This is a genomic window from Streptomyces sp. NPDC088732 (genome assembly GCF_044751205.1).
GTDB lineage: Bacteria > Actinomycetota > Actinomycetes > Streptomycetales > Streptomycetaceae > Actinacidiphila.
On the sequence record NZ_JBIVLI010000016.1, the window covers coordinates 223,499 to 235,400 of the forward strand.

At 69.1% G+C, this 11,902-nt stretch carries 12 protein-coding genes; 4 read left to right on the top strand and 8 right to left on the bottom strand.

Going from position 1 to position 11,902, the window contains the following annotated elements:
- Positions 1-12: 12 nt before the first annotated feature.
- From ACIP9H_RS26820 to pknB, 3 genes are all read left to right on the top strand, one after another.
- Positions 13-1,401: an FtsW/RodA/SpoVE family cell cycle protein gene (locus tag ACIP9H_RS26820; protein WP_401588324.1), complete on the top strand. Its 1,389-nt coding sequence runs from the start codon at positions 13-15 to the stop codon at positions 1,399-1,401.
- On the top strand, positions 1,398-2,861 hold the full coding sequence (locus tag ACIP9H_RS26825; RefSeq protein ID WP_401588321.1) for a peptidoglycan D,D-transpeptidase FtsI family protein: 1,464 nt from the start codon (positions 1,398-1,400) through the stop codon (positions 2,859-2,861). Before ACIP9H_RS26820 ends, ACIP9H_RS26825 begins: the two co-directional genes overlap by 4 nt.
- Before the next feature lie 151 nt (positions 2,862-3,012).
- Positions 3,013-5,016 (top strand): Stk1 family PASTA domain-containing Ser/Thr kinase, encoded by a 2,004-nt coding sequence (pknB, locus tag ACIP9H_RS26830; RefSeq protein WP_401961221.1) that lies wholly within the window; start codon positions 3,013-3,015, stop codon positions 5,014-5,016.
- 91 nt (positions 5,017-5,107) lie between these two features.
- Here the strand turns inward: pknB and ACIP9H_RS26835 are convergent, their stop codons facing one another.
- The 6 genes from ACIP9H_RS26835 to ACIP9H_RS26860 are packed head-to-tail and all read right to left on the bottom strand — an operon-like array spanning position 5,108 to position 9,615.
- Positions 5,108-5,836: a class E sortase gene (locus tag ACIP9H_RS26835; protein ID WP_401961223.1), complete on the bottom strand. Its 729-nt coding sequence runs from the start codon at positions 5,834-5,836 to the stop codon at positions 5,108-5,110.
- A gap of 31 nt (positions 5,837-5,867) precedes the next feature.
- Positions 5,868-7,292, bottom strand: a complete 1,425-nt coding sequence (locus ACIP9H_RS26840; RefSeq protein ID WP_401961226.1) for a class E sortase — start codon at positions 7,290-7,292, stop codon at positions 5,868-5,870.
- A gap of 4 nt (positions 7,293-7,296) precedes the next feature.
- Entirely contained in the window at positions 7,297-7,932 is a 636-nt protein-coding gene (locus tag ACIP9H_RS26845; RefSeq protein ID WP_401588310.1) for an aminodeoxychorismate/anthranilate synthase component II, read from the bottom strand.
- On the bottom strand, positions 7,929-8,105 hold the full coding sequence (locus tag ACIP9H_RS26850) for a hypothetical protein (RefSeq protein WP_360904574.1): 177 nt from the start codon (positions 8,103-8,105) through the stop codon (positions 7,929-7,931). Before ACIP9H_RS26850 ends, ACIP9H_RS26845 begins: the two co-directional genes overlap by 4 nt.
- A 41-nt stretch (positions 8,106-8,146) precedes the next feature.
- Positions 8,147-8,857 (bottom strand): class E sortase, encoded by a 711-nt coding sequence (locus tag ACIP9H_RS26855; RefSeq protein WP_401588856.1) that lies wholly within the window; start codon positions 8,855-8,857, stop codon positions 8,147-8,149.
- On the bottom strand, positions 8,857-9,615 hold the full coding sequence (locus ACIP9H_RS26860) for a DUF881 domain-containing protein (RefSeq protein WP_401961229.1): 759 nt from the start codon (positions 9,613-9,615) through the stop codon (positions 8,857-8,859). Before ACIP9H_RS26860 ends, ACIP9H_RS26855 begins: the two co-directional genes overlap by 1 nt.
- 136 nt (positions 9,616-9,751) lie before the next feature.
- Here ACIP9H_RS26860 and crgA point away from each other — a divergent pair, with 136 nt between their 5' ends.
- Positions 9,752-10,006, top strand: coding sequence for a cell division protein CrgA (gene crgA / locus ACIP9H_RS26865; RefSeq protein ID WP_319663327.1), 255 nt, complete (start codon positions 9,752-9,754; stop codon positions 10,004-10,006).
- A 241-nt stretch (positions 10,007-10,247) separates the two neighbouring features.
- Here crgA and ACIP9H_RS26870 read toward each other — a convergent pair whose 3' ends face one another.
- Together ACIP9H_RS26870 and ACIP9H_RS26875 are read right to left on the bottom strand one after the other, a co-directional pair.
- Positions 10,248-11,102 (bottom strand): rhomboid family intramembrane serine protease, encoded by an 855-nt coding sequence (locus tag ACIP9H_RS26870; RefSeq protein WP_401588305.1) that lies wholly within the window; start codon positions 11,100-11,102, stop codon positions 10,248-10,250.
- A 73-nt stretch (positions 11,103-11,175) separates the two neighbouring features.
- Positions 11,176-11,703: a peptidylprolyl isomerase gene (locus ACIP9H_RS26875; protein WP_401588302.1), complete on the bottom strand. Its 528-nt coding sequence runs from the start codon at positions 11,701-11,703 to the stop codon at positions 11,176-11,178.
- Positions 11,704-11,902 lie beyond the last annotated feature (199 nt).

The window sequence follows — 11,902 nt, forward strand, 5'->3', positions numbered from 1 at the left end:
CGTCAGTCCAGCATGAGCGTTGTCACGAACACCACGACCATCACATCCGTCGGCGCGCCGAGCCGTCGCAACACGGAGCTCGCGCTTCTCGCCTTCGCGGTGCTGATCCCGGTCTTCGCGTACGCGAACGTGGGCCTGGCGAAGAACGACGCGCTGCCCGCGGGCATGCTCGCGTACGGCCTCGGGCTGGGCGCGATCGCCGGTGTCGCGCACCTTGTGGTGCGCCGGTTCGCGCCGTACGCCGACCCCCTGATGCTGCCGATCGCCACGCTGCTCAACGGCCTGGGGCTGGTCTTCATCTGGCGTCTCGACCAGGAGCCGTCGCTGCCGGGCGGGTCCTCCGCGCCGACGCAGCTGATGTGGTCGACGCTGGGCGTCGCGTTCTTCCTGGGCGTACTGATCTTCCTCAAGGACCACCGCATCCTGCAGCGCTACACCTACATCTCGATGGTGGTCGCGCTGGTCCTGCTGATCCTCCCGGTGTTCTTCCCGGCCGTCTACGGCGCCCGGATCTGGATCACCGTCGCCGGTATGTCCATCCAGCCCGGTGAGTTCGTCAAGATCATCATCGCGGTGTTCTTCGCCGGCTACCTGATGGTCAAGAGGGACGCCCTCGCGCTCGCCAGCCGCCGCTTCATGGGCATGTACCTGCCCCGAGGCCGCGACCTGGGCCCGATCCTGGTGATCTGGGGCCTCAGCATCCTGATCCTGGTCTTCGAGACCGACCTGGGCACCTCGCTGCTCTTCTTCGGCCTCTTCGTGATCATGCTCTACGTCGCCACCGAGCGGACCAGCTGGATCGTCTTCGGTCTGCTGCTGTCCGTGGGCGGCGCCGTGGTCGTGGGCAGCTTCGAGCCGCACGTCCACAGCCGTGTGGAGGACTGGCTCAACCCGTTCCGCACCATCGAGGCCGGGCAGGGCGCCAGCCAGCCCGCCCAGGCCATGTGGGCCTTCGGCTCCGGCGGCCTCTTCGGCTCCGGCCTCGGCCAGGGCTACTCCCGGCTCATCGGCTTCGCCGCCAAGAGCGACTACATCTTCGCCACCGTCGGCGAGGAGCTGGGCCTGGCCGGTCTGATGGCCATACTGCTGCTCTACGCACTCCTGGTGGAGCGCGGCGCCCGCACCGCCCTCGCCGCCCGCGACCCCTTCGGCAAACTGCTGGCGATCGGTCTGTCCGGCGCGTTCGCGCTCCAGGTGTTCGTCGTGGCCGGCGGCGTCACCGGTCTGATCCCGCTGACCGGTATGACGATGCCGTTCCTCGCCCAGGGTGGTTCCTCCGTGATCGCCAACTGGGCGCTGGTGGCCATCCTGCTGAGAATCAGCGACACCGCGCGCCGTCCGGCGCCGACCCCCGCCTCGTCCCCCGATGCCGAGCCGACCCAGGTGGTGCGCGTCCAGTGAACAAGCCCCTGCGACGAGTCGCTGTCTTCTGCGGGCTGCTCGTGCTCGCCCTCCTGATCAGGGTGAACTACATCCAGTTCGTCCAGGCCGACGCGCTCAGGACCGACACCAACAACCGCCGCGTCGCCATCAACCAGTACGCGAGCCCGCGCGGCGACATACTCGTCGACGGCAAGGCCGTGACCGGCCACGCCGAGACCAACGGCAGCGACTTCCGGTACAAGGCCACCTTCAAGGACGGCCCCCTGTGGGCGCCGGTCACCGGCTACGCGTCCCAGGCCTTCGGCTCCACCCAGCTGGAGTCGATCTACGACTCGATCCTCACCGGCGACGACGACCGGCTGTTCTTCAAGCGCACCGTCGACATCCTGTCCGGCAAGCAGAAGCAGGGCGGCGACGTCGTCACGACGCTGAACGCCAAGGCGCAGAAGGCCGCCTTCGAGGGCCTGGGCAAGAAGAAGGGCGCCGTCGCCGCGATCGACCCGAAGACCGGCGCCATCCTCGCGCTGGCCAGCACGCCGTCGTACGACCCGTCCTCCTTCGCCGGCAACTCCAAGAAGGACAGCAAGGCCTGGAGCTCGCTGCTGAAGGAGAACAACAAGGACGAGCCGATGCTCAACCGGGCGCTGCGCCAGACGTACCCGCCGGGTTCCACCTTCAAGGTCGTCACCGCCGCCGCCGCCCTCCAGGACGGGCTGTACAGCAACATCGACGACCCGACGGACTCCCCGGTGCCGTACATCCTCCCGGACACCAACCACCAGGAGCTGAAGAACGAGGGGCCCATCCCCTGCAAGAACGCCACGCTCCGGGTGGCCCTGCAGTACTCGTGCAACTCGGTCTTCGGCAAGATCGGCGCCGACCTCGGCCGCGACAAGATGGTCGACGAGGCCCAGAAGTTCGGCTTCAACCAGGAGATCTTCATCCCGGTCCGCACCGCGGCCAGCAACATCTCCAAGACCATGGACAAGCCGCAGACCGCGCTGTCCTCGATCGGCCAGTTCGAGACCGCCGCCACCCCGCTGCAGATGGCGATGGTGGCCGCCGCGATCGCGAACGACGGCACGCTGATGCAGCCCTACATGGTGAGCAAGCTGCAGGCCCCGAACAACGCCGTGGTCGAGCAGACCAAGCCCAAGGAGTTCTCGCAGCCGCTGAGCCCGGAGAACGCCCAGAAGCTCCAGCAGATGATGGAGACCGTCGTCACCGACGGTACGGGCAAGAACGCACAGATCTCCGGCGTCACCGTGGGCGGCAAGACCGGTACCGCCCAGCACGGTATCGACAACAGTGAGTCTCCTTACGCGTGGTTCATCTCATACGCCAAGACGGACTCCGGTTCCCCGGTGGCGGTCGCGGTGGTCGTCGAGGACGCGAGCGCCAACCGCGGGGACATCTCCGGTGGCGGCTTCGCGGCCCCGATCGCCAAGAGCGTCATGGAGGCCGTGCTGAACAAGTGATGCCGGTCACGCCGTATCTCTGTATGTGCGCCAAAACGCACGTTGCGATACCGGTCGTATATCGGCTACCGGCCAGGGCCGGGATCGGTACGCGGCGGCGGGTACGGTATGCCCGAGCAGCCACACGGACGGTTTAGGAAGGGCAAGCGCTATGGAAGAGCCGCGTCGCCTCGGCGGCCGGTACGAGCTGGGCTCGGTGCTCGGCCGCGGTGGTATGGCCGAGGTGTACATCGCCCATGACACCCGGCTCGGCCGCACCGTCGCCGTGAAGACGCTCCGGGTGGATCTCGCCCGCGACCCGTCCTTCCAAGCCCGGTTCCGCCGTGAGGCCCAATCGGCCGCCTCGCTGAACCACCCGTCGATCGTCGCGGTGTACGACACCGGCGAGGACTACGTCGACGGGGTCTCCATCCCGTACATCGTCATGGAGTACGTGGACGGCTCCACCCTGCGTGAGCTGCTGCACTCCGGCCGCAAGCTGCTGCCGGAGCGTTCGCTCGAGATGACGGTGGGCATCCTCCAGGCACTGGAGTACAGCCACCGCTCCGGCATCGTGCACCGCGACATCAAGCCCGCGAACGTCATGCTGACGCGCCAGGGCCAGGTCAAGGTCATGGACTTCGGCATCGCCCGCGCCATGGGCGACTCCGGCATGACGATGACGCAGACCGCGGCCGTCATCGGCACCGCGCAGTACCTCTCGCCGGAGCAGGCCAAGGGCGAGACCGTCGACGCCCGTTCCGACCTGTACTCCGCCGGCTGCCTGCTGTACGAGCTGCTGACCGTGCGGCCGCCCTTCGTGGGCGACTCCCCGGTCGCGGTGGCGTACCAGCACGTCCGGGAGGAGCCGCAGCCCCCGAGCGTGTACGACCCCGAGGTCACCCCCGAGATGGACGCCATCGTCCTCAAGGCGCTCACCAAGGACCCTGACTACCGCTACCAGTCCGCCGACGAGATGCGGGCCGACATCGAGGCCTGCCTCGACGGCCAGCCGGTCGGCGCCACGGTCGCCCTCGGCTCCGTCGGCTACGGCGGCGGTTACGGCGGCTACGGCAACGACTCCGCCACCACGGCCATGCCGCCGCAGCACGACGCCGGCACCTCGATGCTGCCGCCCATGCGCGACGACGACGGCGGCTTTGGCTACGACCAGCAGGGGCCCGGCGGCGGTGGCCGGCGCAAGCCCAAGAAGAGCAACACCTCGACCATCCTGCTCGTCGTCGCGGCCGTCCTGGTCCTCATCGGCGCGATCTTCATGGGCAAGGCGCTCTTCTCCGGGGGCGACAGCGGGGGCGACACCGTCTCCGTTCCGGCGTTCGTCGGCGTGGCCAAGGCCGAGGCGGAGACCAAGGCCCAGAACGCCAATGTGACGATCTCCTTCGGCGAGGAGGTCTTCTGCGCCGACCAGCCCAAGGGCAACGTCTGCAAGCAGTCGGCCGAGCCCGGCACGAGCATCCCCAAGGACCAGTCGGTCACCCTGAACCTCTCCAAGGGCGCCGAGAAGATCGACGTTCCGGACGTCACCGGGGACAAGTTCGAGGACGCCCAGCAGGAGCTCAAGCAGGCGGGCTTCGAGGTCGACAAGCAGTCCCAGACCTCCACTGACGAGGAAGAGGGAACGGTCCTCAAGCAGGACCCGAAGGGCGGCGAGAAGCGCGCCAAGGGCGTGACGATCACGCTGACCGTGGCGGTGGCCCCGCAAGAGGTCACGATCAAGGACGTCGGCAACAAGTCCAAGGACGAGGCCACGCAGATCCTCACGGCAGACGGTCTCAAGGTGACCGTTACCCAGGAGGAGTCCGCCGACCACGCCCAGGACACGGTCATCAGGACGGAGCCGGGGGCCGGAAGCACAGTCAAGGCGGGCGACACGGTCACGATCGTGATCGCGAAGCCCCCGTCCACCAACGCGATCCCCGACCTGACGGGCAAGTCGCTCGGCGAGGTCAAGGGCATCGCCAGCGAGATGGGACTGAACCTGGTGGTGTTCCCGCCCAACCTGGCAGGGAACGACAACGCCATCGTCCAGAACCAGAACCCGCCCCGCGATTCCCAGATGAAGCCGGGTGACACGCTGACGGTCGGGGTCCAGGACCCGAACGGCGGCGGGAACAACGGCGGCGGCTTCTTCAACGGAGGCGGCAACGGCGGCTGACGCGCCGACGCCGCCTGCCGGGCGAGAGCAAAAGGGGAGGGGCCCCGGACACGATGTCCGGGGCCCCTCCCCTTTTGCTCTGCCGGCCCCCTCAGCCGCCCAGCTCCGCCGGAGGCGTCCGCTTCGCGTCGACCCTCTGCGTGCGGACGAGTTCGGCCCAGACGATGTAGCGGTAGCGGGACGTGTAGACCGGGGTGCAGGTCGTGAGGGTGATGTAGCGGCCGGCCTTGGTCCTGCCGCTCTCGGCGGGGATCTGGGCGAGCACCTTGACGTTGTACTTCGAGGTCTGCGGCAGGACGGAGAAGACCTTGTAGACGAACCAGGTGTCGCGGTTCTCGAAGACGACCGCGTCGCCCTTCTTGATCTTGTCGATGTTGTGGAACTTGGCGCCGTGGCCGTCTCGGTGGGCCGCGAGCGAGAAGTTGCCCTGCTTGTCCCAGGGCAGGGCCGACTTCACGGGGTCGGTGTAGTAGCCGGCGACGCCCTCGTTGAGGACGTCGGTGCCGGTGCCCTTGCGGACCAGGACCTCGAAGTTCTTGCCCATCGCGGGGATGTGGAGGAAGCCGATGCCGTTCTTGGTGTCGAGCTTGCCCGGCTGCTCGACGGCCCACTGGCGGCGGACGTCGTCGCCGTCGCGCTGGGCCTGGCGGTCGGCCAGGACGTTGGTCCACCACAGGGAGTAGACGACGAAGAGCCCGAGCACCAGGCCCGCGGTGATGAGGAGTTCACCGATCAGGCTGACGACGGCGGCGACGCCGTCGCGGGTGCGCCGCGGGTAGGGCGCCGTCTCCCACTGGTGGTCCTGCTGGGTGGTCGTCACCGCTGCCCCGATCTGTGCGTACGTACCCGGCCTACTCGACCAGCGCGTCCGGCTTGCCCTTCGCACGCGGCCGTTCCTCGACCATCTTGCCCCAGACGATCAGGCGGTACGTGCTCGTGAACTCCGGTGTGCAGGTGGTCAGCGTGATGTAGCGGCCCGGCTTGGTGAACCCGGATCCGTTGGGGACCGGCTTGATCACGGAGGTGTTGGACGGCGGGGTCGAGGCCAGCATGCTCGTGACCTCGTACGTGTAGTAGGTCGACTCCGTCTCGACGACGACCTTGTCGCCGTCCACCAGCTTGTTGATGTAGCGGAACGGTTCGCCGTGGGTGTTGCGGTGGGCGGCGAGCGCGAAGTTGCCCTGCTTGTCCCAGGGCATCGCCGTCTCCAACTGGCCGTCGTAGTGGCCGATCATGCCCTTGTCGAGCACCTTGTGCTTGTCGGTGCCCTCGGCGATGGGGGCCTTCACGTCCAGCTTGGGGATGTACATGATCGCGAAGCCCTGGCCGGGCGAGAACGCGCCGGGGTCGCGGGGCGTCGTCTTCTCGCCCTCCCACTGCTTCTGGAGGTTGTTGGCGGCCCCGCCGGCCTGCTGGTGGGCCAGGACGTTGGTCCACCACAGCTGGTAGGTGACGAACAGCAGCATCAGCACGCCGAAGGTGATGAACAGCTCACCCACGACGCGGCTGGCGATCACACCGGGGCTCTCCTTGGCCGCGCGGGCCGCGCGACGGGCTTCCATACGGGAGCGGGGGGCGGGGACCATCGCCGAGGTGGACGCGTCCGGGGCCGTGAGCGCCCCTGTGGCGTCCTGGGCGCCCGGGGCGGCACCGGAACGCCTGCGTCCTCTGCCACCGCGCCGTGCGGCCTCCTGGGCGGCCTTGCGGCGGGCGGCACGGCCGCCGACCGCGGGCATGCCGTCGTCCTCGCGCTCCGGGCGCGGCGGCCCCGGGTCCTCCTCCGGTCCGTCGCCGGGCGCGGTGTCCGTGTCCTTGTCGCGGCGGGGGACGGGGCCGGGGGCGTCCACGACAGGCAGCGCCATCGTGTCGCCGGGGGCACCGGCCGCCCTGCGGCGGGCGACGGCCCGCTCCTCCTCGGTGGGCCGGCGGCGTACGACGCGGGCGGCCTCGGGCGGTTGCGGCGCCTGCTCCTCCCACGGCGGCACGGAGACCGGGGCGGTCGGCACCTGGGCGGACGGGGCGTCGACCGGCGGGGCCTCGGCGGCCCGGGCCGCGGGCTCGTACGCGGACGGCTGCGCGTGCCGCGCGCTCGTCCGGCTCTCCTGCGGTGTCCGCCGCGGCTCCTGGGCAGGCGGCTCCTGCTCCTGGGCCGGGGGCTCCCCGGGCCCTTCCGCGCGCGGCGAGGTGCTCGGCAGCGGGTCGTTGAGCGGGTCGGCCAACTGCTCCACCGCGGCGGCGAATTCGGCGGTGTCACCGAAGTGCCGATGCGCGGTCACGCAATCACGCCCTGGTTCCGACCACAGGCGCGAGGCCCGCGGAGCGCTCGACGGCGCCCTGGTCGCCGCACTCGGCCAACCAGTTGGCGAGCATCCGGTGTCCCCATTCGGTGAGTACCGACTCCGGGTGGAACTGGACGCCCTCCACCCGGGCGGTGCGGTGCCGCAGGCCCATCACGATGCCGTTCTCCGTCCAGGAGGTGACGTCCAACTCCTCGGGCAGGGTGTCACGTTCGACCGCCAGGGAGTGGTACCGGGTGGCGGTGAAGGGCGTCGGCAGCCCGGCGAAGACCCCGCGTCCCTCGTGGAACACCGGGGAGGTCTTGCCGTGCAGCAGCTCGGGCGCCCGGTCCACGACACCGCCGTAGGCGACCGCCATGGACTGCAGGCCGAGGCAGACGCCGAAGACCGGGACGTCGGTGGCCGCGCAGTGCCGCACCATGTCGACGCAGATCCCGGCCTCTTCGGGGGTGCCGGGTCCCGGTGACAGCAGGACCCCGTCGAAGCCGTCCTGCGCGTGCGCGAGGGCGACCTGGTCGTTGCGGAGCACCTCGCACTCGGCGCCCAGCTGGTAGAGGTACTGGACCAGGTTGAAGACAAAGCTGTCGTAGTTGTCCACGACGAGGATGCGGGCGCTCACCGTACAGCCGCCATCCCCTGGTCCACGGTCACGTCGTTGAAGGGGAGCAGCGGCTCCGCCCACGGGAAGACGTACTGGAAGAGGACGTACACGACGGCGAGGACGAGGACGAGCGAGATCGCCGCCCTCACCCACGCGTTGCCCGGCAGGTGCCTCCAGATGAAGCCGTACATGCGCTGCCTTCCTGCTCCCTGCTCCCCGTGCCACGCCAAGATTAGCCCGACAGTCCCTCCGGCATGCCGTCCTCCACAGGCTGTGTGGATTCCAGGTGCCCCCAGGTGACGAGCCGGTGGCTGTGGCCCCACTCGGGATCGCACGTGGTCAGGGTCAGATAGCGCCCGGGAACGGTGTAGCCGGACTTCTCCGGCACGGGATCGACGACCGCGACGTCGGTGGGCACCGTGCGGTAGGGTGCGCGGTCGATCTCGTACGTGTACCAGGTCCGGCCGTCGGTGAGGACGACCTCGTCGCCCTTGCGCAGCAGCGGGAAGTCCTTGAACGGGTCCCCGTAGGTGCGCCGGTGGCCGGCGACGGCGAAGTTTCCGACCCCGCCGAGACGGGCGGTGTCCGCGTAGTGGCCCAGGCCCCGCTTGAGGGTGCCGGTCTCCGTGCCCTGGAGCACCGGCTTGTGCCAGTCCCGCCCGAGGCGGGGGACGTACATGACGGCGAAGGCCTTGCCCTGCGGGTACGGCGTCACCTTGGGGGCGGGTTTCGCGGAATCCGGCACCTTGTGCGCGGTGGACGGCCGCGCCGTGCCCGCCGGTTGTGTCGCCCAGCTGTCCTGGAGCCGGTGGATCTCGCCGTCCATGGCGCTGTCGGCCCGTAAGCCGGTCCAGAAGAGCACGTAGACCACGAAGAGGACCATCAGCGCGCCCGCGGTGACGCACAACTCGCTCAGCGTCCGCACCACCAGGCGCACGGCGATCACCCCACAGGCTTGGCGTAGTGCAGATCCACTGTGCCGGAGTAGCCGGGCAGAGTCACCCGCTTGTCGTCCTCGACCTTCCATCCGAGTCCGTAGGCCTCGACGTACTGCAGGTAGTTCTGGATCGCCGGGCTGCGGTCGATCGCCTTGTGCAGCTTGCCGGGGTCGCCCACCGCCGTGATCTTGTAGGGCGGGGAGTAGACGCGTCCCTGCAGGATGAGGGTGTTGCCGACGCAGCGCACCGCGCTGGTGGAGATCAGCCGCTGGTCCATGACCTTGATGCCCGAGGCGCCGCCCGCCCACAGGGCGTTGACGACGGCCTGGAGGTCCTGCTGGTGGATCACGAGGTCGTTGGGCTGCGGGTCGGGCACGCCGGCGATGAGCGGTGCGGCGTCCGGCGGCGCGTCGTTGAGGGTGACGGAGACGGCGGGGCCGCTCAGCTTGCTCGTGCCCGCCTCGGCGGAGAGCCGGTCGCGGGTCGCGTCGCTGACCCCGCTGTCGGCGTGGGCGAGGGAGTCGACGTCCTTGCGCACGCCGGAGAGCTCGTTGTCGAGCTTCTCGTTCTGCCGGCTCTTCTCCTGAACCCGGTCCGACAGCCGCAGCAGGGGCTCGTCGGTGCGGATGTCCACACCCTTGGCAGTGTCGAAACTCACCCAGAACAGCAGGCCGGCGAGGGCGAAGACAGCCGCGCTGAGCAGGCGAAGCACCACAGACCGGGCAGAACGGCGGGTGGGGGAGGCATGGACCGGACTGCTCACCGTAGCCTTATCTCCTTCCAACCCATGGAAGCACTACGCTAACGGACGCCTGGCGGCCTGGTTCGCCTCGCCGCCCGCCAGTTCACACCACACGTCACACGCGCGGTCACGCAGCGCATCGACAGGAGAGTCCCTCGTGCCGAAGTCACGGATCCGCAAGAAGGCAGACTTCACCCCGCCGCCGGCGAAGACCGCCGCCATAAAGCTGAGCACCGGCAGGGGCTGGGTCGCACCGCTGATGCTGGCGCTCTTCCTCGTCGGCCTGGCGTGGATCGTCATCTTCTATGTGACGCAGGGCAGCTGGCCGGTGGAGCAGCTGGGCAACTGGAACATCGCCGTGGGCTTCGGCTTCATCGCGGGTGGCTTCGTCGTCTCCACGCAGTGGAAGTAGTCGATCGCACAGTTATCCACAAGCGTCATCCACAGTGTTGAAAAGGTCGCATGATCTGTGGATAACCACTACCGGGTTGACGCCGGTGTGACCGGTGGTCCGATGTACGGGCCACCGGTCTTTCATTGATCTTGCAGGTCAGACACGGTGTGTGCGGGTCCGTGCACGACTTGCCCACAGGATGCACAGGGGAGCGGTCCATCGCTGTGGATAACGTCAGATCAACAGAGCGGGTTACGGCCTAACCAGTGATTCCTGCGACGCCCACCCACGCGACGACCAGCACCACGGCCAGCACGGCCGCGGCCGTCCCCCACTGCACCAGCGCGCGGCGCTCACGCGGCGCGTAGGCCATCCCGACCGCCACGAGAGAACCCGCGACCAGGCCGCCGATGTGGGCCTGCCAGCTGATGCCCGCCCAGAAGAACGTGAAGACCAGGTTCAGCCCGAGCAGGATCAGGACCGGGCGCATGTCGTAGCGCAGGCGCCGCATGAAGACCGCGGTGGCGCCGAACAGTCCGAAGATCGCGCCCGACGCGCCGAGCGTCGCGGTGTTGGGCGCCGCCAGCAGCAGCACCAGCGCACCGCCGCCCAGCCCGGAGATCAGGTAGAGCGCGATGTAGCGGGCCCGGCCGAGCAGCCCCTCCAGTGGGGCGCCGATCCACCACAGCGAGAGCATGTTGAAGCCGATGTGCCACAGCTCCTGGTGCAGGAACATCGAGCTGATCAGCCGGTACCACTGGTCCGCGCCGAGGGCCACACCGAAGCAGCCGGACCGGTCGCAGGCCGCCCCGAGCAGCGCCAGGTCGGTCACCACCCGGTCGCCGACCGCCTGGACGAGCAGGAAGACCGCCAGGTTCAGCCCGATCAGGACCTTGGTCACCAGGCGCGGGTCGCCGGCCACGCTGCCGCCCGCGACCGTGCGCGGACCGGTGGCCTGCGTCTCCCGGCGGGCGTCGCGCACGCACTCGGGGCAGTGGAAGCCGACCGAGGCGTTGACCATGCACTCGGGGCAGATGGGCCGCTCGCAGCGGGAGCACCGGATGCCGGTCTCCCGGTCCGGATGCCGGTAGCAGCGGACCGCCTGGTCGGTCATCTCTCAGCCCTTCACCGCGGAATCGCCCCGCACATCAGACGGACGGGCAGGGCGGTTGAGTTCCCGGGTCGCCCTACCGGCGCTCGACGACCACGCTCTGGATGACGACGTCCTCCACCGGACGGTCGGTGCGCGGGTTGGTCGGGGTGGTGGCGATGGCGTCCACGACCTTCTGGCTGGCCGGGTCCACGACCTCGCCGAAGATCGTGTGCTTGTGGGTCAGCCAGGTCGTGGGGGACACGGTGATAAAGAACTGCGAGCCGTTGGTCGCCGGCCCGGCGTTCGCCATGGCCAGCAGGTACGGCCGGGTGAAGGCCAGCTCGGGGTGGAACTCGTCGCCGAACTGGTACCCCGGATCGCCGGTGCCGTTGCCCAGCGGGTCGCCGCCCTGGATCATGAAACCGGAGATGACGCGGTGGAAGACCGTGCCGTTGTAGAGCGGCTCCGTGGAGGAGAGACCGGTCCGCGGGTCGGTCCACTCGCGGGTGCCCTCGGCGAGCTCGACGAAGTTCTGGACGGTCTTCGGCGCGTGGTCCGGCAGGAGCCGGATGGTGATGTCCCCCTGGGTGGTCCTCAGGGTGGCGTGGAGCTGCTCGGCCACGGTCTACCTTCCATCAGTCCTCGACGACAGGGACAAATCCTCGCACGTCGGGGCTTCTCCCGCGCCCTGTCGCGAACCGGCCCCGCGGCGACGGCCCGGGCGGACGCGGCTTGACCCGGATGCCCGTACGCACATGCCGTTCCCCGTCGTCACGGGCATGATTTCAAACCGGGTGGAAAGGCGAAAACGTAACGCCACC

Excerpts from the sequence above, each read along its gene's own strand:
- ACIP9H_RS26820 (WP_401588324.1), top strand. The coding sequence starts at position 13 with ATGAGCGTTGTCACGAACACCACGACCATCACATCCGTCGGCGCGCCG.
- pknB (WP_401961221.1), top strand. The coding sequence starts at position 3,013 with ATGGAAGAGCCGCGTCGCCTCGGCGGCCGGTACGAGCTGGGCTCGGTG.
- ACIP9H_RS26870 (WP_401588305.1), bottom strand. The coding sequence starts at position 11,102 with ATGACCGACCAGGCGGTCCGCTGCTACCGGCATCCGGACCGGGAGACC.
- ACIP9H_RS26850 (WP_360904574.1), bottom strand. The coding sequence starts at position 8,105 with ATGTACGGCTTCATCTGGAGGCACCTGCCGGGCAACGCGTGGGTGAGG.